23 protein-coding genes are annotated in these 21,990 nt (G+C 51.7%); 15 read left to right on the top strand and 8 right to left on the bottom strand.

Translation table 11 applies throughout. The features are described from left to right. Nucleotides 1-107 precede the first annotated feature (107 nt). The 5 genes from urtA to urtE are packed head-to-tail and all read left to right on the top strand — an operon-like array spanning nt 108 to nt 5,575. On the top strand, nt 108-1,379 hold the full coding sequence (gene urtA / locus SK38_RS06190; protein WP_048235405.1) for an urea ABC transporter substrate-binding protein: 1,272 nt from the start codon (nt 108-110) through the stop codon (nt 1,377-1,379). 43 nt (nt 1,380-1,422) lie between these two features. Beyond that, nucleotides 1,423-2,997: an urea ABC transporter permease subunit UrtB gene (gene urtB / locus SK38_RS06185; protein ID WP_048235404.1), complete on the top strand. Its 1,575-nt coding sequence runs from the start codon at nt 1,423-1,425 to the stop codon at nt 2,995-2,997. Further along, nucleotides 2,997-4,070: an urea ABC transporter permease subunit UrtC gene (urtC, locus tag SK38_RS06180; protein ID WP_048235403.1), complete on the top strand. Its 1,074-nt coding sequence runs from the start codon at nt 2,997-2,999 to the stop codon at nt 4,068-4,070. Before urtB ends, urtC begins: the two co-directional genes overlap by 1 nt. Then, nucleotides 4,070-4,867 (top strand): urea ABC transporter ATP-binding protein UrtD, encoded by a 798-nt coding sequence (urtD, locus tag SK38_RS06175; protein WP_048235402.1) that lies wholly within the window; start codon nt 4,070-4,072, stop codon nt 4,865-4,867. Before urtC ends, urtD begins: the two co-directional genes overlap by 1 nt. 9 nt (nt 4,868-4,876) lie before the next feature. Further along, complete coding sequence (gene urtE / locus SK38_RS06170; protein ID WP_048214207.1) at nt 4,877-5,575, top strand: urea ABC transporter ATP-binding subunit UrtE; 699 nt, start codon at nt 4,877-4,879, stop codon at nt 5,573-5,575. A 40-nt stretch (nt 5,576-5,615) separates the two neighbouring features. On the opposite strand, the gene ydeE is transcribed toward urtE, so the two are convergent. Further along, complete coding sequence (gene ydeE, locus SK38_RS06165) at nt 5,616-6,803, bottom strand: efflux MFS transporter YdeE (RefSeq protein WP_032943415.1); 1,188 nt, start codon at nt 6,801-6,803, stop codon at nt 5,616-5,618. A gap of 197 nt (nt 6,804-7,000) precedes the next feature. Between ydeE and eamA the strand changes: the two genes are divergently transcribed. Next, nucleotides 7,001-7,900: an O-acetylserine/cysteine exporter gene (gene eamA, locus SK38_RS06160; RefSeq protein ID WP_048235401.1), complete on the top strand. Its 900-nt coding sequence runs from the start codon at nt 7,001-7,003 to the stop codon at nt 7,898-7,900. A gap of 29 nt (nt 7,901-7,929) precedes the next feature. On the opposite strand, the gene marB is transcribed toward eamA, so the two are convergent. The 3 genes from marB to marR are packed head-to-tail and all read right to left on the bottom strand — an operon-like array spanning nt 7,930 to nt 9,015. Beyond that, the gene (marB, locus tag SK38_RS06155; RefSeq protein WP_003832934.1) at nt 7,930-8,148 is read right to left on the bottom strand and encodes a multiple antibiotic resistance protein MarB; all 219 of its coding nucleotides are present in this window, start codon (nt 8,146-8,148) and stop codon (nt 7,930-7,932) included. A 30-nt stretch (nt 8,149-8,178) separates the two neighbouring features. Beyond that, nucleotides 8,179-8,562: an MDR efflux pump AcrAB transcriptional activator MarA gene (gene marA, locus SK38_RS06150; RefSeq protein ID WP_003032424.1), complete on the bottom strand. Its 384-nt coding sequence runs from the start codon at nt 8,560-8,562 to the stop codon at nt 8,179-8,181. Between the two features lie 18 nt (nt 8,563-8,580). After that, entirely contained in the window at nt 8,581-9,015 is a 435-nt protein-coding gene (gene marR / locus SK38_RS06145; protein ID WP_003832935.1) for a multiple antibiotic resistance transcriptional regulator MarR, read from the bottom strand. Nucleotides 9,016-9,272: 257 nt separating this feature from the next. Here marR and SK38_RS06140 point away from each other — a divergent pair, with 257 nt between their 5' ends. Then, nucleotides 9,273-9,938 carry a MarC family NAAT transporter gene (locus tag SK38_RS06140; protein ID WP_003832936.1) on the top strand — a complete coding sequence of 222 codons (666 nt, stop codon included), beginning with the start codon at nt 9,273-9,275 and terminating at the stop codon, nt 9,936-9,938. 43 nt (nt 9,939-9,981) lie between these two features. Here the strand turns inward: SK38_RS06140 and SK38_RS06135 are convergent, their stop codons facing one another. Both SK38_RS06135 and ptrR read right to left on the bottom strand, forming a co-directional pair. After that, nucleotides 9,982-11,178, bottom strand: coding sequence for a sugar transporter (locus tag SK38_RS06135; protein ID WP_032943422.1), 1,197 nt, complete (start codon nt 11,176-11,178; stop codon nt 9,982-9,984). 222 nt (nt 11,179-11,400) lie between these two features. Next, nucleotides 11,401-12,276 (bottom strand): putrescine utilization regulator PtrR, encoded by an 876-nt coding sequence (ptrR, locus tag SK38_RS06130; protein WP_008784750.1) that lies wholly within the window; start codon nt 12,274-12,276, stop codon nt 11,401-11,403. A gap of 102 nt (nt 12,277-12,378) precedes the next feature. On the opposite strand from ptrR, the gene sad reads away from it, so the two are divergent. The 7 genes from sad to SK38_RS06095 all read left to right on the top strand — a co-directional run bounded on the left by sad (nt 12,379) and on the right by SK38_RS06095 (nt 20,092). Further along, a complete protein-coding gene (gene sad / locus SK38_RS06125; protein ID WP_048235400.1) occupies nt 12,379-13,767 on the top strand; it encodes a succinate-semialdehyde dehydrogenase in 1,389 nt (462 codons plus the stop codon). A 103-nt stretch (nt 13,768-13,870) separates the two neighbouring features. After that, nucleotides 13,871-15,448: a methyl-accepting chemotaxis protein gene (locus SK38_RS06120; RefSeq protein WP_048235399.1), complete on the top strand. Its 1,578-nt coding sequence runs from the start codon at nt 13,871-13,873 to the stop codon at nt 15,446-15,448. 62 nt (nt 15,449-15,510) lie between these two features. After that, nucleotides 15,511-16,437 carry a glutaminase B gene (gene glsB, locus SK38_RS06115; protein ID WP_003832944.1) on the top strand — a complete coding sequence of 309 codons (927 nt, stop codon included), beginning with the start codon at nt 15,511-15,513 and terminating at the stop codon, nt 16,435-16,437. Next, nucleotides 16,437-16,796 (top strand): DUF4186 domain-containing protein, encoded by a 360-nt coding sequence (locus SK38_RS06110; protein WP_048235398.1) that lies wholly within the window; start codon nt 16,437-16,439, stop codon nt 16,794-16,796. The genes glsB and SK38_RS06110 overlap by 1 nt, the downstream gene beginning before the upstream one ends. Nucleotides 16,797-16,876: 80 nt before the next feature. After that, nucleotides 16,877-17,404, top strand: a complete 528-nt coding sequence (locus tag SK38_RS06105; RefSeq protein ID WP_048235397.1) for a GNAT family N-acetyltransferase — start codon at nt 16,877-16,879, stop codon at nt 17,402-17,404. A gap of 106 nt (nt 17,405-17,510) precedes the next feature. Further along, the gene (locus tag SK38_RS06100) at nt 17,511-18,962 is read left to right on the top strand and encodes a tagaturonate reductase (protein ID WP_048235396.1); all 1,452 of its coding nucleotides are present in this window, start codon (nt 17,511-17,513) and stop codon (nt 18,960-18,962) included. A gap of 215 nt (nt 18,963-19,177) precedes the next feature. Continuing rightward, a complete protein-coding gene (locus SK38_RS06095) occupies nt 19,178-20,092 on the top strand; it encodes a bestrophin family protein (RefSeq protein WP_048235395.1) in 915 nt (304 codons plus the stop codon). Here SK38_RS06095 and SK38_RS06090 read toward each other — a convergent pair. Continuing rightward, complete coding sequence (locus tag SK38_RS06090; RefSeq protein WP_003832953.1) at nt 20,089-20,466, bottom strand: GFA family protein; 378 nt, start codon at nt 20,464-20,466, stop codon at nt 20,089-20,091. The two genes, SK38_RS06095 and SK38_RS06090, sit on opposite strands and share 4 nt — an antisense overlap. A gap of 131 nt (nt 20,467-20,597) precedes the next feature. Continuing rightward, the gene (gene tam, locus SK38_RS06085) at nt 20,598-21,356 is read right to left on the bottom strand and encodes a trans-aconitate 2-methyltransferase (protein WP_032943429.1); all 759 of its coding nucleotides are present in this window, start codon (nt 21,354-21,356) and stop codon (nt 20,598-20,600) included. A 110-nt stretch (nt 21,357-21,466) separates the two neighbouring features. On the opposite strand from tam, the gene SK38_RS06080 reads away from it, so the two are divergent. Next, the gene (locus SK38_RS06080) at nt 21,467-21,988 is read left to right on the top strand and encodes a GNAT family N-acetyltransferase (RefSeq protein ID WP_048235394.1); all 522 of its coding nucleotides are present in this window, start codon (nt 21,467-21,469) and stop codon (nt 21,986-21,988) included. Nucleotides 21,989-21,990 lie beyond the last annotated feature (2 nt).

The raw sequence follows: 21,990 nt of genomic DNA, 5'->3' as shown, positions 1-21,990 counted from the left end.
TCTGGCATCGTTTTTGCCTTATCACTTCTGAACACCCTTAATTTGCACCGTTTTGTCTGCCCGGCTGCACCGGAGCTTTCAGCAAGTCTAATTTCAGGAGTGAAACTATGCAGCGTCGTACATTTTTAAAAGCTTTTGCACTTTCTGCCTCTGTTGTCGCAATGGGCGTGAGTTTTAGCGTTCAGGCAGCCGACACCATTAAGGTTGGCATCATGCATTCGTTATCCGGCACGATGGCCATATCCGAAACGCCGCTAAAAGATGTGGCGTTGATGACCATCGATGAAATAAATGCTCAGGGCGGTGTGTTGGGTAAAAAGCTGGAACCGGTGGTGGTTGACCCGGCCTCGAACTGGCCGTTATTTGCTGAAAAAGCAAGACAACTGCTGAGTCAGGACAAGGTGGCGGCAGTTTTCGGCTGCTGGACATCGGTTTCGCGTAAATCGGTTCTACCGGTATTTGAAGAGTTGAACGGTCTGCTGTTTTACCCGGTGCAATATGAAGGTGAGGAGATGTCGCCTAACGTCTTCTATACCGGCGCAGCCCCCAATCAGCAGGCGATCCCTGCGGTTGAGTATCTGATGAGTGAGGACGGCGGTAGCGCGAAACGCTTCTTCCTGCTGGGCACAGATTATGTTTATCCGCGCACGACCAACAAAATTTTACGCGCCTTTTTGCACTCAAAAGGGGTCGCCGATAAAGACATCGAAGAGGTGTACACCCCATTCGGACACAGCGATTACCAGACCATTGTCGCCAGCATTAAAAAATTCGCCGCAGGGGGAAAAACGGCGGTGGTATCAACCATCAATGGGGATTCTAACGTACCGTTCTATAAAGAGTTAGCGAATCAGGGGCTGAAAGCCACCGATGTACCGGTGGTGGCTTTTTCCGTGGGTGAGGAGGAGCTACGCGGTATTGATACCAAACCGCTGGTGGGCAACCTTGCCGCCTGGAACTACTTTGAGTCCGTCGATAATGTGGCCAACAAGAAGTTTGTCGCGGATTACCGGGCGTATGCCAAAGCGCACAAATTACCGAATGCTGATTCGGTGGTGACGAACGACCCAATGGAAGCCACATATGTTGGCCTGCATATGTGGGCGCAGGCGGTAGAAAAAGCCGGAACTACCGATGTGGATAAAGTTCGTGCAGCTATGGCGGGGCAATCCTTCGCTGCGCCATCAGGTTTTACCCTGACCATGGATGCGACCAACCATCACCTGCATAAACCCGTCATGATTGGCGAGATTGAAGGCAACGGCCAGTTTAACGTGGTGTGGCAAACCGATGAGCCGGTCCGCGCCCAGCCGTGGAGTCCGTACATCGCCGGTAATGATAAAAAATCTGCACAGCCTGTGAAAACCGCCAGCAACTGATCTAACGCCCTCCTGCGGGAGGGTAATGCTTTGGAGAACGCTCATGAAAGCTATGCGCTTTATTCGTGGTGTGTTGTTGCTGATGTGGTTTTTGCCGTGGATAGCCCAGGCCGCAGATGCTGATATCTTTACCGCCTCCAACCGTGCTCAGCAGGCCGCCTTACTTGAACAATGGGCGGTGAATCCCGACGTTCAGCGCATCCCGCTGCTCAGCGCGCTGCGAGATGAGAACCTGCTGACCGATAACACGAAAAATGCCTTCATCATGAACGGCTCGCACGTACAGCCGTTAGGAACAGCGACAGCCCCAAACAGCGAGCTAAAAAAAATTCGCCTGACTAACCGCCTGCGTAATCTGGTAGCCGGAGCGTTGGCTGTCCATCAACTTTTAAGTGACAGTGTCACGGTAAGGGAGGAGGCAGCCCGTACATTACAGCGTGAGGCGCAGCCGGGCATGCTGCCGTTTTTACAACAACGACTGGCTCAGGAGTCAGATGGTGATGTGAAATCCGCACTCGCTATTGTACTGGCAAATCTGCAATTGGGTAGCACCTCGCCGGAAGTCAGGCTTCAGGCAATCGAACTATTAGGGGCGTCAAATGATCCTGAAACTCAGGCGCGCCTGCAGCCATTCACCAGGGCTGAACATGAACCCGATGCCCGAGTGCGTGCTGCCGCTGACGAAAGTCTGAATTCCATCTCGCATCGCATGAAGGTTGGGGATCTTCTTGGGCAGGCTTTCATGGGACTGTCACTGGGTTCTATTTTGCTGCTTGCGGCATTGGGTCTGGCGATAACCTATGGATTACTCGGCGTCATCAATATGGCGCATGGCGAGATGTTGATGCTCGGGGCGTACTGTACCTGGATGGTGCAACAGCTGATGGGGCAGTTTTTCCCGCACGGGTTAGCCTGGTATCCGGTTATTGCACTTCCGGTCGCCTTTTTGCTGACTGCGGCAGTAGGAATGCTGCTCGAGCGTGGGGTGATACGCCATTTATATGGCCGTCCGCTTGAAACGCTACTGGCGACCTGGGGTATCAGCCTGATGCTCATCCAGTTGGTGCGTATGACTTTTGGCGCGCAAAACCTGGAAGTCGCCAATCCGGCATGGCTTTCCGGCGGCATTCAGGTTTATGCCAATCTGATATTGCCGTGGAACCGAATAGTGGTGCTTGGCTTTGCCATGCTGGTGCTGTTCTTCACCTGGCTGCTGTTGAATAAAACACGCCTCGGGCTGCGCGTGCGTGCCGTGACGCAAAATCGCAATATGGCGGCCTGCTGCGGCGTACCTACCGGACGAGTCGATATGCTGGCCTTTGGCCTTGGTTCAGGAATTGCCGGACTGGGAGGTGTGGCGCTCTCGCAACTAGGTAACGTAGGGCCGGAGCTGGGGCAAAGCTACATTATCGATTCGTTTTTGGTGGTGGTACTGGGCGGCGTTGGACAGCTTGCCGGGAGCGTGACTGCGGCATTTGGGCTGGGGATCTTCAATAAAATTCTGGAGCCTCAGGTGGGAGCGGTTCTCGGCAAAATCATGATCCTGGTGTTGATCATTCTGTTTATTCAGAAACGACCTCAGGGACTGTTCGCGCTGAAAGGGAGGGTTATTGACTGATGACGATGCCAATGACAATAACGCTGGAGCGTAAAGCGCCGCGTACAACACGCGTGCTGGGTCTGGGCTTACTGCTGGCGTTGATTATTCTGCCGTTTCTTGCGCTGTTACCTGCGGAGCATCCGCTGGCCATATCGGTGTGGACGTTGACGCTGGCCGGGAAAATTCTCTGCTATGCCATTGTGGCCGTTGCGCTGGATCTGGTGTGGGGTTATGCCGGAATGCTCTCGCTGGGACACGGTATTTTCTTCGCGCTGGGGGGCTATGCGATGGGAATGTACCTGATGCGCCAGGCTTCCGGCGAAGGATTACCGGCCTTTATGTCGTTCCTGTCGTGGAGCGAGCTGCCCTGGTTTTGGTGGGGGACGCAACATTTTCTCTGGGCGATGCTGCTGGTTGTTCTGGTGCCGGGCCTGCTGGCCCTGGTATTTGGTTGGTTTGCCTTCCGTTCAAAAATCAAAGGTGTCTATTTCTCCATCATGACCCAGGCCCTGACTTTCGCCGGAATGCTGCTGTTTTTCCGCAATGAAACCGGCTTTGGTGGAAATAACGGTTTTACCGGTTTTACCACCATTCTGGGGTTTCCGGTGACCGCGACGTCCACCAGGATCGCGCTGTTTCTGGCGACGGTAATGCTACTGGTGCTGGCAATATGGCTGGGACTTGCGCTGGCCCGCAGTAAGTTTGGTCGTATTCTGACCGCCGTGCGCGATGCCGAGAACCGTCTGATGTTCTGTGGTTACGATCCGAAAGGTTTCAAGTTACTGGTGTGGACGCTTTCCGCTGTACTGTGCGGCCTGGCCGGGGCGCTTTATGTCCCGCAGGTAGGGATTATCAACCCCAGCGAAATGTCGCCGACCAACTCGATTGAAGCGGCGATTTGGGTTGCTCTCGGCGGACGTGGAACCCTGATCGGCCCGGTATTTGGCGCTGTACTGGTGAACGGTGCTAAAAGCCTGTTTACCGTCATTATGCCGGAATACTGGCAGTTGTTTCTTGGCCTGATCTTTATTGGCGTTACGCTTTTTTTACCCCGTGGTGTGATTGGCCTGTTTCGCAAAGGAGACAAATAATGCAGCCGGATGAAGGACTTTTTACTCGCCAGATGCCTGGCGATCGGTTTCGCGAACAAACGGACCCAGTGCTCCAACTGGAAAAAATTAACGTTAATTTCGACGGATTCCAGGCGTTAACGGATCTCTCGCTCAATATTGGCGTCGGGGAGCTGCGCTGTATTATTGGCCCTAACGGCGCCGGGAAGACGACGTTAATGGATGTCATAACCGGTAAAACCAGACCGCAAAGTGGTCGTGCGATATACGATCAGTCGACCGATTTAACAACGCTGGATCCCATTGCCATCGCGCGTCAGGGGATTGGACGGAAATTTCAAAAGCCCACGGTATTTGAAGCATTAACGGTGGAAGAGAACCTGGAGCTGGCGCTGAAAAATGATAAATCTGTCTGGGGGTCACTACGGGCACGACTCTCAGGCGAACAACGGGATCGTATTGATGAAGTACTGGCGCTGTTGCGGCTGGGTAATGAGCGGGCCCGCCGCGCCGGCCTGCTTTCGCATGGGCAAAAACAGTTTCTCGAAATTGGCATGCTGCTGGTACAGGAGCCGCATTTACTGCTACTGGATGAGCCCGCAGCGGGGATGACGGATGCGGAAACGGAATACACGGCGGAGCTGTTTCGCCAGCTTGCCGGTAAGCACTCTCTGATGGTTGTTGAGCACGATATGGGATTTGTCGAAACCATTGCCGATCGCGTCACAGTATTACATCAGGGACGTGTCCTCGCTCAGGGGAGTCTTCGCGATGTGCAGGCCAACGAGCAGGTTATTGAAGTTTATCTCGGGCGTTAAGGAGTTTACATGCTGCAGGTGAAAGAACTGAATCAATATTATGGTGGCAGCCATATTCTTCGCGGGGTGAGCTTTGAAGCGCGTATCGGTGAGGTGACATGCCTGCTGGGGCGTAACGGCGTGGGGAAAACAACACTACTAAAGTGTCTGATGGGGCTTATTCCGGCCCGTAGCGGAAGCGTACTCTGGCAGGATAAAAATGTCACTCACTGGAAGCCACACCAGCGGGTCAGAGCCGGTGTGGCGTATGTCCCACAGGGGCGTGATATTTTTCCGCGTTTGACGGTCGAAGAGAATCTGCTGCTCGGTCTTTCCCGTTTTTCAGCACCGGAGGCCCGACATGTGCCTGATGATATTTACGCGCTCTTTCCGGTTTTACAGGAGATGAAGCATCGGCGTGGCGGAGATTTGTCCGGCGGGCAACAGCAGCAACTGGCCATTGGACGAGCGCTGGCAAGTCGCCCACAGTTGTTGATTCTTGATGAGCCAACGGAAGGGATCCAGCCGTCGGTGATTAAAGAGATTGGTCAGGTGATTTCTCAACTGGCGCACCGGGGGGATATGGCTATTTTGCTGGTGGAGCAATTCTACGATTTTGCGCAGCAGCTGGCCGACAAATACCTGCTCATGTCGCGGGGCAGTATTATTCAAAGCGGCGATGGTAAAAATATGGAGGCCGAGGGCGTTCGGGGACTGGTTGCAATCTGAGGTATGCGACAGAGCGGCTTCGGCTCTGTCGCTATACTCATCAGCAGACCACCGTCTGCCCCCAGGGCTTGGCGCGCATGCCTTTTATCATGAGCGCCCAGGCAAGAACGATCGCCACTATCAGCGCGACAAACAGCGACCATGGCGGCAATGTGGTTAAAATGACGCCGCTGACTAATGGGTTAACCGCTGCGCCAAGCCAGCCCAACGACTGGGCGGAAAAATAGCTGGCTTTCATGCCTGCTGGCGCGATGTTGTCGATAAGCATGTATTCACCCGGCGCGTAAATGACTTCGCCGATAGTGAAAAACGCAGCAGAAATTCCCCATAACAACAGACTGTTGCCGGAGAAAGCGAAACCGACCAGGCCAACGACAAAGAAGACTGTACCCACTGTCATCAACGGGCGGATATTCGTGGCGGTGAGCCTGCGGCCAAGCGCGTATTGCAGTGATACTACGATGGCGGCGTTAACGGGCAGGACGACTGCTACCACTTTCTCGGCAAAATCGCCATCCGCTACCACCATAACGTATTGCGAAATACAGGACGCAAAAGCACCGCCAACAAACGATGCCAGAAAGGCCGATAACGTAAACCAAAATAATGCCCGGTCGCGCAGGAGTACCGAAGGGGACCACACCGCGGCGTTTAAACCTTCTGATGGTGCTGTCGAACGTTTTACCCAGGTCTGGATAAACACCAGTGGCAATGCTGAACAGGCGGCAGCCAGCCAGAATGGCAGGTTAATGCTTTGCATCACCAGTAGAGTGCCCAGCGGTGGACCAACGGTCCAGCCAATATTCAGCACGGTATAGTTAAGCGAGAAAATTTTAGTCTTGTTGGTGGCTGACAGATTATCGGCAAACCAGGCCTTCAGCACCGTGGCGAAGACGGAGTAGGCACAGTTGATCAGGGCAAAGAGTAAAACCACTACCACCACGTTATGCACCAGCGGGATTGCAATAAAGCCAGAGGCAAAGCCACAAATTGCCAGCAGCATATAGCGTTTTTTATCGAACTTGTCGGCCAGAATACCAAAGCCAAGGCTGAACACCACGCCAATGGTCAGCGCGACCGTCATCGCATAGCCGATCAGGTCAACGCTCAGATGATACTGCCGACTGAGGTAAATCGTCATAAATGGCAGAGTGGCGCCACGGCCAATTGTTAATAATAATGATGACGCGAGTAACGCGAGAGTGGACCTTCTCAAGGAGATATTCATTTGCCTGCCCGACAATGCTGTTGTTATTTTTTTTTTAGATATAAGAAACAAATAGCATGCCAAAACTGTGATGTACACTCAATAAGTTGTCCGAAAATGCCTTGCGTGGCCTACCTGAAATAATGATCTGTTACGGCACAACGATTTCCGTTACTTTAACTTGTTTACAAAAATTTAATATTTGCAGGGGCGGTGGTATGTCGCGTAAAGACGGGTTGTTAGCGTTACTGGTTGTCGTGGTTTGGGGACTGAACTTTGTCGTTATTAAAGTGGGTCTGCACAATATGCCACCGCTAATGTTGGCGGGATTACGTTTTTTACTGGTGGCGTTTCCGGCAATACTCTTTGTTGCCAGGCCGAAAATCCCACTTTCGTTATTGCTCGGCTATGGCCTGACCATCAGTTTTGGGCAGTTCGCATTTCTCTTTAGCGCTATCAAATTCGGCATGCCTGCAGGGTTAGCTTCTCTGGTATTGCAGGCTCAGGCGTTTTTTACCATTGTTCTGGGCGCATTTGCTTTCGGTGAGCGTCTGCAGGGTAAACAATTGGTTGGGATTGCGCTGGCGGTATTTGGCGTGCTGGTGCTGATTGAGGCCAGTCTGAATGGTCAGCATGTTGGCATGCTCGGTTTTATGCTGACGCTGGCGGCGGCGCTAAGCTGGGCCTGCGGTAATATCTTTAACAAAAAAATCATGCAGCATACATCGCGTCCGGCCGTTATGTCGTTGGTGGTATGGAGCGCGTTAATTCCCATTGTTCCGTTCTTCCTGGCATCATTGCTTCTGGATGGTCCAACGCAAATGACCCACAGTCTGGTGGAGATAGATATGACCACCATTCTTTCACTGGTTTATCTGGCGTTTGTGGCGACCATTGTGGGTTACGGTATCTGGGGTTCGTTACTCGGACGCTATGAAACCTGGCGTGTCGCGCCGTTGTCGCTGCTGGTGCCGGTCGTTGGACTGGCGAGTGCGGTCGTGCTGCTGGATGAAACGCTGACCGGATTGCAAATGCTCGGTGCGCTACTGATCATGGCAGGGTTGTATATCAATGTGTTTGGCTTTCGGTTGCATAAGGTTGCATCGGTGAGGGGCTAAAAAAGCCCCGCAGTGGCGGGGCAATATAATTACAGGTTGCGCATATTGTAATAAGGCACACCTAATTCGTCGGACTTGTCGCTGCCTGCACCCATATGATTAAAATCGAACGGGGACTGATCGTGCGCAGGGGGCATAATCATCGCGTCGCGACTGTTCTGGGTGGCAGGTTGCGCGGTCTGTTCCGCCATGCTCTGGCCCGAAACAACAAACAGCAGGGCCAGCATTGCATAAGACAGAAGTTTCATGATTTCCTCGGTTACGTCGTTAACTGGCGATTAGCAATTACATTGATTGAGTGGAAGCAAATAGCGTGATTCGCCGTGCATATTCGTCATACGGTACTTATGCGGCGGAACATCAAAATAGTTTTTGAATGTCCGGGTCAGCGTCTGCTGAGACTCAAAACCGTAACGCTCTGCCAGATAAAGAATGGGCTCGTTACTCTCTTTTAATTTTTGCGCTATTTCAGTCATTTTACGGCTGCGAATGTATTGACCCAGTGAATGGCCGGTTTCTTTTTTAAACATCCGTTGCAGGTGCCATTTGGAGTAACCTGAACGCTCAGACACTTTTTCCAGCGAGAGCGGCGATTCAAGGTTATTTTCGATCCAGTCCAAAATGCTATGAATAGTGATTGTGTCAGTATTGCGTCTGGACATCGTCATACCTCTTTCTGTTTACGGCAGGATTCTCTTAAGCAAGTGCTCAAGTGTGGCTACTTCATCCGCCGTTAAGTTTTTTGTTAGTTCCTGGTGCAGGTCTTGCCCTACTAATTGATGACACTGCTCGCAAATTGCTGCGCCATGCTCAGTGAGTTTCACCAGCACGCCACGCTTGTCATGTGGATTCGGAAGCCTTTCGATCCAGCCTTTACAGGCCAGTCTGTCCAGCATTCGCGTCAGGGCGCCAAGGTCGACAGACAGCACTTTTTTCAATTCGACAGGGGTGATGCACACCGCGCAACGGATGGAGCAGAGCACCTTGAACTGCGATGCCGTGATATCCAGCGGTGACAGATAGTCGTTTAGCAAACGATCTTTTTTCTGATTAACCATATAGATCAAACGACCCAGTGGGATGATTTCGTTAAACAGATCACTGGTGTTTTTCACAATGGTTGCCCTGGCAAGTAGTTAGTCACGGCTGATATTATTGCTTAGGCAAATATAAGTCAAATGAATGAGTCAGCAAATGCCACGTTTTGTTAAATCATCAGGCTCAACATCCGATGAGTGAAATTTTAACGATCTGATAATTATGGTTTATACGCGTGGATGAAAAATGAATCCTTACATCGCGAAAATGGCTTATCTCGCGGATTTCACCGTATACTTGCCGTTGACGATTAACGCACAGGAAAGATGACATTATGATGGACTTGTTTAAAGCGATAGGACTTGGGCTGGTAGTCCTGTTACCGTTGGCAAACCCGTTAACCACCGTAGCGTTGTTCCTTGGCCTTGCCGGCAATATGAACAGCGCAGAGCGTAACCGTCAGTCACTCATGGCGTCCGTTTACGTGTTTGCCATCATGATGGTGGCGTACTATGCCGGGCAACTTGTGATGAATACCTTCGGGATTTCGATTCCCGGACTACGTATTGCGGGTGGGTTAATCGTTGCGTTTATCGGCTTCCGGATGCTGTTTCCGCAGCAGAAGGCGCATGATTCTCCGGAAGCGAGAAGCAAGTCAGAAGAGCTGGAAGACGAGCCGACTGCCAATATCGCCTTTGTACCGTTGGCTATGCCAAGCACTGCCGGTCCGGGGACGATTGCGATGATCATCAGTTCCGCGTCAACCGTGCGTCATGGTTCCGAATTTCCGGACTGGGTGATCATGGTCGCACCGCCGATTATTTTTGCGGTTGTTGGGATTATCCTGTGGGGCTGTTTGCGCAGTTCCGGGGGGATCATGCGCCTCGTCGGCAAAGGTGGTATCGAAGCGATTTCTCGTTTGATGGGCTTCTTACTGGTGTGTATGGGCGTGCAGTTTATTATTAACGGCGTGCTGGAAATTATTAAAACCTACGCTTAGAACACTGTGCCCGGTAATCGTTAATGTCTACCGGGCACATTTTTCACGAATGCTGAGGCTGTTCTTCCAACGATACCGGCCATTTACGAAAGATAATCACCGACCATATCAACGCGGCAACGGCAGGCACTGCGCCGACGTAACCAATCGTAGACATCGACCAGTGTAAACTCACCTGGTTGCCTACCAGCGCACCAGCGCCAATACCGATATTAAAGATACCTGAGAATAGTGCCATTGCGACGTCAGTCGCATCCGGAGCAAGCGCCAGCACTTTCACCTGCATTCCCAGACCTATCAGCATGATTGCGACGCCCCAGAAAATACTCAGGACAGCAAGGTGCATTTCGCTGTCAGCAGCGGGAAGTAACAGCACCAGACATACCGTCAACAGGGCAATGGCACTGCTAATCAGCACTGACGCATGCAGATTCCCCAGCTTACCGAAAATGACGCTACCGACAATTCCCGCGCCACCCAGAACCAGCAACAGCACGGTAGCAAAGTTTGCGCTCAGACCCGCGACGGTCTGCACAAACGGCTCGATATAGCTGTAGGCCGTGTAATGTGCGGTGACCACAATCACCGTCAGTAGATACAGACTCATCAATGCCGGACGATGGAATAACACCGGCAGGCTTTTTAAAGAGCCGGAGTGCTCACTGGGTAGTTTGGGCAGGAGCTTAATCAGGCAAAGCAGGGTAACTAACGCCCCCATACCGATGGCGAAGAAGGTCGTGCGCCAGCCAAAATACTGACCGACGATACGCCCGATTGGCAGCCCCAACACCATCGCCAGTGCGGTGCCAGTGGCAATCAGGCTGAGAGCCTGTGCACGTTTACCGGCAGGGGCCAGGCGGATCGCCAGCGATGCGGTAATCGACCAGAAAATAGCGTGCGCAAAAGCAATACCAATACGGCTAATTACCAGCACGGTAAAATTCCATGCCAGGAAAGAGAGCACATGGCTGGCGATAAACACAACAAACAGACAGATCAGCAGTTTTCGGCGCTCCACCTGACTGGTAAGTAACATAAAAGGGAGCGACATCAGGGCGACAACCCAGGCGTAGATCGTCAGCATGATCCCGACCTGAGCGGTCTGCATATTGAAGCTTTGTGCGATGTCGGACAGCAAGCCGACAGGGACAAACTCGGTGGTATTGAAAATAAAACCGGCAATGGCAAGCGTAACTACCCGTAGCCACGCGACCTTGCGGGAAACAGTGTCTGTTGTCATATCAAATAAGAGGATTAGCTGCGAAAAGGTAAGGCCACGATCTTAAAACGTTTGCTGGCGAAAATACAATCATTTTGTGATGTGGATCTCATTTCATTGGCAGGGCGCCACAATATGCTGCCGAACATTCCTCGTATTTTTAAGTATTTCAATAATAATGAAATTCCGGGCGTATGACTTCACCCGGATTTACAGGTATTCATGTTTTTTGAGGATCGCCAGTTACTCCGGGTCGTGTGATAACTGAGGGTTCAACACCTCAATAAACGCTTCCAGTTGACGTGTCATTGCACCTCTGCGCCAGACCAGCCATGTATTCAGCCAGCGCCAGTTCTCGCTTAGCGGCCAGGCGTTGACCTGATGATGCCCTGGCATGCTCTCCAGCATCGATCGCGGGATCAGTGCGATACCCGCACCGGCAATGACGCAGGCCAGCATGCCGTGATATGACTCCATTTCATGAATGGTGCCGGGCATGGCGCGATCGGCATGAAACCAGCTTTCAAAATGGCGGCGATAGGAACAGTTGGCGCGAAAGGCGTAAATACTGCAACCGTTGACGTCGCTGGCCCGCTGAATGGGGGGATGGCCGTGCGGCGTCACGATCATCATCTCTTCACGGTAGACCGGCATTCCTTCAAGTCCCGGATGGGTAATTGGGCCATCGACAAAGGCCGCGTTCAATGTTCCGTCGAGTACGCCGTCCAGCATTGTGCCTGAAGGACCTGTCGCCAGCGCGAACTGAATTTTGGGGTAACGCTGATTATATTCAGCCAGCGTAGCGGGGATGCGAACTGCTGCTGTACTTTCAAGCGAGCCGAGAGAGAAGAGTCCTTGTGGCTCATCCCCGGCGACGACCATCCTGGCTTCCTCAACCAGTGCCAGGATCCGCTGGCTGTAGCGCAAAAAGTTGTGCCCGGATGGGGAAAGCCGCAGGCGCTGGTTTTCACGAATAAACAGATCAACGCCCAGGTCGGCTTCAAGCTGACGTATACGGGTGGTGAGATTGGATGGCACGCGATGCACCTTCGCGGCGGCCTGCGTAATACTGCCAGTCTCCGCGACGGCATTGAACATTTCCAGCTGCGTCAGATCCATAATCTTCTCTATTCGTGAATGGTATGGTTAATATTATTCATTTTTCAGAAAGAGTAAATATGCTCATGATATAACCATACCCTGCGATAAAGAGAGGCACTTATGACTATCACAGCAGCAACACATGCGATTTCCATTGACCCTGCCAGCGGTGAAAGGCTGACGGCGACGCCGTGGGCCAGCGCGGAAGAGATTGATCATGCGCTGAACCTTGCCGCGAATGGCTATAGCGAATGGAAACATACTTCCGTTGAGCACCGTGCGCAAACGCTGCGCCAGATCGGGCAAGCTCTGCGCCATCGTGCGGAAGAGATGGCGCAGTGTATCTCACGTGAAATGGGTAAACCCATTAAGCAGGCGCGTGCTGAAGTCGCCAAGTCAGCTGCATTGTGTGACTGGTACGCCGAGCATGGACCGGCGATGCTCAATCCGGAACCTACGCTGGTGGAGAATAATCAGGCGGTGATTGAATATCGCCCGGTAGGAACCATTCTGGCGATCATGCCGTGGAACTTCCCGCTCTGGCAGGTAATGCGAGGTGCCGTCCCGATACTGTTGGCCGGAAATGGCTACTTGTTAAAGCATGCGCCTAACGTAACCGGCTGTGCTGCAATTATTGCGCAGGTTTTCGCTGATGCGGGTGTACCCGCGGGGGTTTACGGTTGGGTTAATGCCGATAACGCTGGGGTCAGTCAGATGATCAAGGACCCGCGTATTACGGCGGTAACGGTGACAGGCAGTGTACGTGCCGGTGCGGCGATTGGCGCCCAGGCGGGTGCCGCGCTGAAAAAATGTGTGCTTGAACTGGGCGGCTCCGATCCGTTTATTGTCCTCAATGATGCTGACCTCGATCTGGCCGTTAAGGCGGCGGTCGCTGGGCGTTATCAGAACACCGGGCAGGTTTGTGCGGCAGCCAAGCGCTTTATTATCGAAGAAGGGATTGCGGCAGAGTTTACTTCACGCTTTGTGGCCGCTGCGAGCGCGCTCAAAATGGGTGATCCGCTGAACGAAGAAAACGATCTGGGGCCGATGGCGCGATTTGATCTGCGTGATGAGCTGCACCAGCAGGTAGAAGCCACCCTTTCCGAAGGGGCACGGTTACTTCTCGGCGGGGAAAAAATTGCGGGTCAGGGCAATTACTATGCCGTGACGGTACTGGGCGATGTCACTCCAGAGATGACGGCGTTCCGCCAGGAGCTGTTTGGTCCGGTTGCGGCAATTACCGTGGCGAAGAATGCTGAACATGCCTTAGCGCTGGCGAATGACAGTGATTTCGGCTTATCCGCCACGGTGTTTACTGCGGATGAAGCGCTGGCGCAGAAGATGGCGTCACGCCTGGAGTGTGGTGGCGTATTTATCAATGGTTACAGCGCCAGCGATGCTCGCGTTGCGTTTGGTGGTGTGAAGAAAAGTGGCTTTGGCCGCGAACTTTCTCACTTTGGCCTGCATGAGTTTTGTAACGTGCAGACCGTCTGGAAAAACCGCCTTTGATGGTGTGGGTGCCTCCGCTGGGGGCACCTGTCTTATTTCTGCAATTTTTCTGTCATTTACTCTCCGTACACTCGCGGCTAACGCTTTGATACAGAAGAGTAATATGAACATAACGCAAATTTTCCATCGTCTAATACCCCGTCAGTTCGGTCTGTTAACCGGCATTTTTTGCATTATTGCGCTGTTCTCTGTTTTGCAGGTCGTGTCCTCCTTGATGCTCTCGGCCTCAGTCAGTGACGCACAGCATAATGAAGGGCGTAATCAACTCGCGCTTTTGCAGCAGGCAAAGGTCGATGAAGCGCGGGTGGCATTATTATCTGCCAGCGATTTACTTAACCGTGCGGGGATTTATTTTATGCAGGATGCCGCCACCGGTTCGGACGGGAGTTGGCGTCCGTTAATGGAAGAGGCGTATCGGGCGCTGGCGCAGTCAAAAAGTGCATGGGATGCCTGGCGGGATATGAAGCCGCAGTCGGATCCGGATCTAACTGAGAGCTATCAGCGTTTTTATAGCGGTATTCAGGAGCAGGCGGATGGGCTGACGCAGTCAGGTTCCATTGATGCGTTTTTTGCCGTACCCGTGCAGGCCTTTCAGACAGACTTTAACGGTAATTACGCGCGCTTTCAGCAGGACAGTGGGCGACATGCGGAAGCTGGGCGTCAGCAGCTGTTGACCAGTCTTAAGCGTTTACAGAATCTATTTTTGTTTATTCCTCTGGTGCTGGTGGTTATCGCCTTTCTGGTCTGGCGTAGTATGTTCCGTTGGGTGATTATGCCGCTGCGACGGCTGATCGATCATATCGATATTTTAGCGGCGGGTGATCTTTCTCGGCCAGCCCCGCAGGTGAGTCAGTTTAATCGGGAAGTGACGCAATTAAGTTCGCGTATTGCTGCAATGCAGCAGGGGCTCTGCGCGCTGGTGCGGCAGGTGAATGATGCCACCACCGCAATGGTAGGAAATATCAACGAACTTGCGCAGAACAATAAACAACTATACCAGCAGTCGGCAAAACAAAGTGAAGAGTTGAGCACTGTGACATCGCATATTTCGGTTCTGGAAACGCATGTTGAGGATAACAGTGGCTTTGCTGAACTGGCGAATCAACGCGCAGTGCAGGCGCGTGATATTGCGGCAGGTGGAGACCGAATGATGGCGACGGTAAATGCGTCAATGCAGGCGATTGTGACTCGCTCGTCTGAAATGCGAGGGATTACAACGCTTATCGACAACATTGCATTTCAGACAAATATCCTGGCTCTTAACGCGGCAATCGAGGCTGCACATGCCGGAGAGCAAGGGCGCGGGTTTGCCGTAGTTGCGAAAGAAGTTGGGCTGCTGGCGCGGAAAAGCGGTCAGTCTACGCAAAACATTCAGACACTGATTAAACACTCGTTACAGGGCATTGAAGAGGGCTTTCACGCGGTTAACGGACTGGATAAGAATTTGCAGCAGGTTATCGCACTGGTGGAAAACCTCGGCGCGTTACTGCACGACATTTCGACTGCAACGTTAAATCAGGGGAACAGTATTCATCAGTTAACCTGTCAGCTCCATGTCCTGAACGGCGAAGCCCAACAAACCAGTGATCTGGTGAATGCTGCATCTGATTCTTCCTTACAGCTTCACCATGAATCTAACCAGCTTATGCAGGCCGTGGCCAGATTCCGCCTTCCGGCCTGACGCTGCGTATTCAGCTCTGTTATACTCGCAGGCCTTTCATACCTGCGAGCAAGGAGCATGTTGTGGCCAGGGCCATGGACAATTCAATTTTAGAGACCATTGTGCAGCAGGTTCGTCCGCTGATTGGTCAGGGTAAAGTCGCTGATTACATTCCGGCATTAGCCTCGGTCGACGGTTCAAAACTGGGTATTGCTATCTGTACCGTTGATGGACAGCACTATCAGGCGGGAGATGCGCAAGAACGTTTTTCTATTCAGTCGATTTCAAAGGTGCTCAGTCTGGTCGTGGCGATGCGTCACTATCAGGAAGAGGAGATCTGGCAGCGCGTCGGCAAAGATCCTTCCGGTCATCCTTTTAACTCCCTGGTGCAGCTGGAAATGGAGCAGGGTATCCCTCGCAATCCCTTTATTAATGCCGGGGCGCTGGTGGTTTGCGATATGCTGCAAGGGCGTCTAAGCGCACCGCGTCAACGGATGCTGGAAGTGGTGCGGGCATTAAGCGGCGTTTCGGATATCGCCTATGATGCGACGGTCGCGCGATCGGAGTTTGAGCACTCGGCGCGTAACGCCGCTATTGCCTGGCTGATGAAATCCTTCGGCAATTTTCACCATGACGTGCCTACCGTTTTGCAGAACTATTTTCACTACTGCGCGCTGAAAATGAGCTGTGTGGAACTGGCGCGGACTTTTGTCTTTTTGGCAAATCAAGGGCATGCCTTTCATCTTGCGGAGCCTGTGGTCACACCGATGCAGGCCCGGCAGATCAATGCGCTGATGGCGACCAGCGGCATGTATCAGAACGCAGGGGAATTTGCCTGGCGGGTCGGGCTTCCGGCGAAATCAGGCGTGGGTGGCGGCATCGTGGCGATCGTGCCACACGAGATGGCGATTGCTGTCTGGAGTCCGGAACTGGATCCGGCGGGAAATTCACTGGCCGGTATCGCCGTGCTGGAGCAATTAACACAACAGCTGGGGCGCTCGGTTTACTGATGAAAACGCTCGATCCTCTTTTTGCCCGGCTGGCGAAATCAACGTTTCGCTCGCGGTTTCGTCTTGGTCAGAAAGAAAGGCAGTATTGTCTTGATAAAGGGGCGCCAGTTATCGAACAACATGCTGCGGATTTTATAGCTAAACGACTGGCACCTGCGTTTCCCGCCAATGATGGAAAACAGACTCCTATGCGTGGTCACCCGGTATTTATTGCTCAACATGCTACGGCGACGTGCTGTCGAGGGTGTCTGGCGAAATGGCATGATATACCTCAGGGTGTAGCGCTAAACGATGAACAGCAACGTTACGTTGTCACGGTTATTTACTACTGGTTAGTGCTCCAAATGAACAAGCCATAGATAACATTATCCTATGATATGCCCCCTTGAGTTGTGTAATTGTTAAAAGCAGTATGAAGGGGTCAATCTAAGGAGAAACCATGGCTTCCGGCAAACCCTGCTTTGTGCTGAGCGCGGCACAGATTCTGTCGAGAATCGACGAGCTCAGCGATGTTCTTGAACAGTGCGTCAATGACGGCGCCTCCATCAGTTTTATGCTGCCCTTTAATCGCGAAAAATCAGAGCCTTTCTGGATGAAGGTCGCGCAAAGTGTTTCTCGCGGAGAACGGATCGTTCTTGGTACGCAGAATGCGCTGGGGGTGCTTGTCGGTACCGTCCAACTCATTATCGATCAACCCGAAAATCAACCTCATCGTGCTGATGTCGCCAAACTGCTGGTTCACCCTTCAGCGCGACGCGGTGGCCTGGCCCGTGAATTGATGAACGAACTGGAAAGTTGCGCGCGTCAACAAGGTAAAACGCTGCTGGTGCTTGATACGGCGACGGGCAGTGGTGCGGAGTTGTTCTACCACAATTGTGGGTGGAAAAAGGTAGGGGTGATACCTGACTATGCCCAAATGCCCAACGGGACGCTGACCGGAACCACACTTTTCTATAAAACGCTCTAATTTGTCGCCGGGGATTGATCAAAACAGGGTTTCAATGTATTAAAGTTTGCTAACCTATTGGACCAATTCAATCAGGTTGTATGACTAATCATAAAGGGAACCCATTGTGCAAACACTAAATCGTCGCGATTTCCCCGGTGCTCAGTATCCTGAACGCATTATTCAGTTTGGTGAAGGAAACTTCCTGCGCGCCTTTGTAGACTGGCAGGTAGATCTGCTGAACGAGCATACCGATCTGAACGCTGGTGTGGTCATTGTTCGTCCTATCGAAAGTTCCTTCCCGCCATCGCTGAGTACGCAGGATGGCCTCTATACCACTATCATTCGTGGTTTGAATGAGAAGGGCGAGGCCGTCAGTGATGCCCGTCTAATTCGTTCAGTTAACCGTGAAATCAGCGTCTATAGCGAATACGATGAGTTCCTGAAGCTGGCGCATAATCCTGATATGCGTTTTGTGTTCTCTAACACCACGGAAGCAGGTATCAGTTACCACGCAGGCGATAAGTTTGACGACGCGCCAGCGGTTAGTTATCCGGCTAAACTGACGCGTCTGCTGTTCGAACGCTTCAGCTATTTTAACGGCGCATTGGATAAAGGCTGGATTATCATCCCTTGCGAACTGATTGATTATAACGGCGATGCGCTGCGTGAACTGGTTCTGCGCTACGCTCAGGAATGGGCGCTGCCGGAAGCGTTTATTCAGTGGCTGGATCAGGCCAATGCATTTTGCTCCACGCTGGTGGACCGTATTGTTACCGGCTATCCGCGTGATGAGGTTGCTAAGCTCGAAGCAGAACTGGGCTATCATGATGCTTTCCTCGATACCGCAGAACACTTCTATCTGTTTGTCATTCAGGGGCCGAAGTCATTAGCCGCAGAACTACGTCTGGATAAGTATCCGCTGAATGTCCTGATCGTGGATGACATCAAACCGTACAAAGAGCGCAAAGTGGCGATTCTCAACGGTGCTCACACCGCGCTGGTCCCTGTTGCCTGGCTGGCAGGGTTGGACACCGTGGGCGAGGCGATGAATGACGCTGAGATTTGTGCTTTCGTGGAGAAAGCGATCTATGAAGAGATCATTCCGGTACTGGATTTACCACGTGATGAGTTAGCTTCTTTTGCCAGCGCGGTAACCGGTCGATTCTGCAATCCGTACATCAAACATCAGCTGCTGTCGATTGCCCTGAATGGCATGACCAAATTCCGCACCCGTATATTGCCGCAACTGCTGGCAGGGCAACAGGCCAGCGGTAAGCTGCCGGCGCGTTTGACGTTTGCGCTTGCCGCGTTAATTGCTTTTTATCGTGGAGAGCGCAACGGAGAGTCTTATCCGGTTCAGGATGATGCGCATTGGATAGAACGTTTTCAACAGCTGTGGTCCCAGCATCGCGATCGCCAGATAAGTACCGAAGCGTTGGTCAAATCTGTACTGGGTGTCAAAGAACACTGGGAACAAGATCTGACGCAGGTTTCTGGACTGGTGGAACAGGTCTCTGCCGATCTCGATACCATTCTGGCAAAAGGTATGCGTGAAGCCGTTAAGCCACTGTGCTAAGACGACTACCGACAACCCGGCTCAGGCCGGGTTTTTTGTGGATATGCATTAGTTACAACATACTGTGTGGTTTATATCATAAACCCGGTCTGTAACTTAGGTGCGGCTTCATTTTAAGCAGGGCCAAAGTTGTTGGGATAATGTTGCGATTAACTTGCAACATTGATCGCTATCGCGTCTAATGTGACTGATTTCACATTTTCCCGAAGATAACCATGATCGTTCGTCCCCAACAACACTGGCTGCGCCTGATATTCGTCTGGCATGGTTCCGTATTATCTAAAATATTTTCACGACTGCTGCTGAACTTCCTGCTCTCCATCGCCGTTATCATCATGTTGCCCTGGTATACGATGTTGGGTATCAAATTTACCCTGGCACCGTTCAGTATTCTGGGCGTGGCGATTGCTATCTTTTTAGGTTTTCGCAATAACGCCTGCTATTCACGTTATGTCGAAGCCCGACACCTGTGGGGACAGTTGATGATTGCTTCCCGATCGCTACTTCGCGAGGTGAAAACCACCTTACCGGATGACGCTGAACTGGGGCAGTTTGTTCGTCTGCAAATCGCATTTGCCCACTGTTTACGCATGACATTACGTCGAAACCCACAGGCAGAGCCGTTGGCGAAATATCTCAGCGAGAAAGATCTGCAGACGGTATTTGCCGCACAATCGCCAGCAAACCGCATTTTGTTGCTGATGGGGGAGTGGTTGGCCATACGCAGACGTGATGGACAGCTGTCCGATATATTATTTCATAGTTTAAACAACAGATTAAATGATATGTCGGCAGTACTGGCAGGTTGTGAGCGAATCGCGAATACACCAGTTCCGTTTGCTTATACTTTGATCCTTCATCGCACTGTTTATCTGTTTTGTATCATGCTGCCATTCGCGTTGGTGGTGGATCTTCACTACATGACGCCGTTTATTTCAGTGCTTATTTCCTATACTTTTATCTCACTCGATGCGCTTGCGGAAGAGCTTGAAGATCCGTTTGGTACTGAGAACAATGATCTGCCGCTGGATGCGATTTGCAATGCAATCGAAATCGATTTACTGCAAATGAACGATGAAACCAATGTGCCAGCAAAACATATGCCGGATAAACATTACCAACTAACTTAGTTTCGTTCTGTTTCCCACCATGCTGGCCGCATATCAGAAAACGAATGAAACTCCGGCGCCAGATCTTCATCATTAGGATCGTCAAAAGCGCCGGCTAAAAGCGCAATGACCGGAGCGTCATCGATGGCGCCCACGGAACTACCGCACTGAGGGCAAAAAGCCCGGCTGGTAGTTTCAGATGAGCGCCAGGTTGTCGGTTTTCCGGCTTTTCCCGTCCATTCTACATTTTCTGCATCAAACTCAATCCAGACGACGGTCGGGGCACCCGTATGTTTCCGGCATATATCACATGAGCAGGTATGGGAATTATTAGGACTGCTGGCAGTGAAGCGGATCGAGCCACACAGACATCCACCAATGTAGACTTTAGACATAACAACCCCCGTCAGAAACATGTGGCAAGACACTAGCAGATGCCTGACATAGCCACTAGATCCTTATGATAAAAAGGCGAGGGCGCGCATACTCGGTAGCCCTGTCCTGTGATCTGTCTGATGATAAACGCTTAACTATTGCGTCTGGCAACAATAAACAACCGCGGAAATGCCAGCAAAATATTGCCGTTTTCCTGCAACGGATATTGATCCTGAAGCAGTTCATGGTAGCGAGCCAGGTAATGACGCTGCTCGCTTTCGCTCAAATCCTGTAACCAGGGGCGTAGTCCCGTTGAGCTTACCCAGTCGATAATCGCCTGATGCGAATCCATAATGTGATAATACGTTGTACGCCAGATATCCACATCACAACCCGCTTCGGTCAAAATATCATAGTAGGCGTGAACGCCAGGAAGCGGAGCACGCCCCCGGTCGGGGTAATCTTGTTCATAAGCCACTTCGCGCATCAGTACATGCGTGGGCTCCAGCCAGTTATCCGGCATTTGCACGGCCAGAACGCCGTTGTGACTCAGTTGTGAGACCAAATGTGGGAATAATTCATAGTGATCGGGCACCCACTGTAACGACGCATTTGCATAAAGCAGATCCACGGGATGCTCGGGCTGAAACTGGCTAATATCCGCTTCGATAAAATGGCAGTCAGGTAATGCGTTGCGCGCTTCATTCAGCATAGCAGGTGAAGAATCGACACCTGTTGTCTTTGCCGTGGGCCAGCGCTGATGCAGCAATGCCGTACTGTTTCCCGGACCACAACCAAGATCAACAACTGAGCGGACATTTTCTAACGCCACACGGCTGAGTAATTCTGCTGCGGGTCTTGAACGTTCAGTTGCATATTGCAGATAAAGCGAAGGGTTCCAGTCGGCCATGTATAAATCTCCAGTATGAGAGGATAAGTCGGAAAAGGACGGTATAAGACCTTGCCGATGAGCCACTTATTTTAGAAGATTATATGAAAATGAATGATAAGGGCAGGAATATGCTGGAAACATCAAGGTTGATATTACGACAGTGGGAGGCTAAAGACCGAGCCCCTTTTGCTGCACTCAATGCCAATTCTGACGTGATGCGTTATTTCCCCGCGCCGCTACAGAAAGCTGAAAGCGATAACCTGGCCGATAGATTTAGTGAAGGTATTGCAGAACGCGGCTGGGGATTTTGGGCCGTAGAGCTAAAAGAAACACACCAGTTTGTGGGCTGTGTGGGGTTGCATCCACAACCTGATAAGTTTCATTTTTCACCCTGTACCGAAATTGGCTGGCGCCTTGCTAAAGCATACTGGCACCAGGGTCTGGCGTTAGAAGCCGCGCAAGCGAGTCTTGCATTTGCTTTTGACGTACTGGCGCTAAATGAAGTCGTTTCGTTTACTTCTGTGCTGAATAAACCGTCAGAGAATCTGATGATACGACTTGGTATGAATAAAATAGAAGAGTTTACGCATCCCGCGTTGCCGCCAGATCATCGATTGGCACAACATGTTCTGTATCGTCTTTGCCGATAATT

Origin of the sequence: Citrobacter sp. MGH110 (assembly GCF_001037515.1) — a bacterium.
Lineage (GTDB): Bacteria > Pseudomonadota > Gammaproteobacteria > Enterobacterales > Enterobacteriaceae > Citrobacter > Citrobacter portucalensis.
This window is presented reverse-complemented; position numbering and strand designations above follow the sequence as displayed.

Coding starts and splice junctions, on each gene's coding strand:
- urtA (WP_048235405.1), top strand. CDS start 108: ATGCAGCGTCGTACATTTTTAAAAGCTTTTGCACTTTCTGCCTCTGTT.
- urtB (WP_048235404.1), top strand. CDS start 1,423: ATGAAAGCTATGCGCTTTATTCGTGGTGTGTTGTTGCTGATGTGGTTT.
- urtC (WP_048235403.1), top strand. CDS start 2,997: ATGACGATGCCAATGACAATAACGCTGGAGCGTAAAGCGCCGCGTACA.
- urtD (WP_048235402.1), top strand. CDS start 4,070: ATGCAGCCGGATGAAGGACTTTTTACTCGCCAGATGCCTGGCGATCGG.
- urtE (WP_048214207.1), top strand. CDS start 4,877: ATGCTGCAGGTGAAAGAACTGAATCAATATTATGGTGGCAGCCATATT.
- ydeE (WP_032943415.1), bottom strand. CDS start 6,803: ATGAATATCTCCTTGAGAAGGTCCACTCTCGCGTTACTCGCGTCATCA.
- eamA (WP_048235401.1), top strand. CDS start 7,001: ATGTCGCGTAAAGACGGGTTGTTAGCGTTACTGGTTGTCGTGGTTTGG.
- marB (WP_003832934.1), bottom strand. CDS start 8,148: ATGAAACTTCTGTCTTATGCAATGCTGGCCCTGCTGTTTGTTGTTTCG.
- marA (WP_003032424.1), bottom strand. CDS start 8,562: ATGTCCAGACGCAATACTGACACAATCACTATTCATAGCATTTTGGAC.
- SK38_RS06140 (WP_003832936.1), top strand. CDS start 9,273: ATGATGGACTTGTTTAAAGCGATAGGACTTGGGCTGGTAGTCCTGTTA.
- SK38_RS06135 (WP_032943422.1), bottom strand. CDS start 11,178: ATGACAACAGACACTGTTTCCCGCAAGGTCGCGTGGCTACGGGTAGTT.
- ptrR (WP_008784750.1), bottom strand. CDS start 12,276: ATGGATCTGACGCAGCTGGAAATGTTCAATGCCGTCGCGGAGACTGGC.
- sad (WP_048235400.1), top strand. CDS start 12,379: ATGACTATCACAGCAGCAACACATGCGATTTCCATTGACCCTGCCAGC.
- SK38_RS06120 (WP_048235399.1), top strand. CDS start 13,871: ATGAACATAACGCAAATTTTCCATCGTCTAATACCCCGTCAGTTCGGT.
- SK38_RS06110 (WP_048235398.1), top strand. CDS start 16,437: ATGAAAACGCTCGATCCTCTTTTTGCCCGGCTGGCGAAATCAACGTTT.
- SK38_RS06105 (WP_048235397.1), top strand. CDS start 16,877: ATGGCTTCCGGCAAACCCTGCTTTGTGCTGAGCGCGGCACAGATTCTG.
- SK38_RS06095 (WP_048235395.1), top strand. CDS start 19,178: ATGATCGTTCGTCCCCAACAACACTGGCTGCGCCTGATATTCGTCTGG.
- SK38_RS06090 (WP_003832953.1), bottom strand. CDS start 20,466: ATGTCTAAAGTCTACATTGGTGGATGTCTGTGTGGCTCGATCCGCTTC.
- tam (WP_032943429.1), bottom strand. CDS start 21,356: ATGGCCGACTGGAACCCTTCGCTTTATCTGCAATATGCAACTGAACGT.
- SK38_RS06080 (WP_048235394.1), top strand. CDS start 21,467: ATGCTGGAAACATCAAGGTTGATATTACGACAGTGGGAGGCTAAAGAC.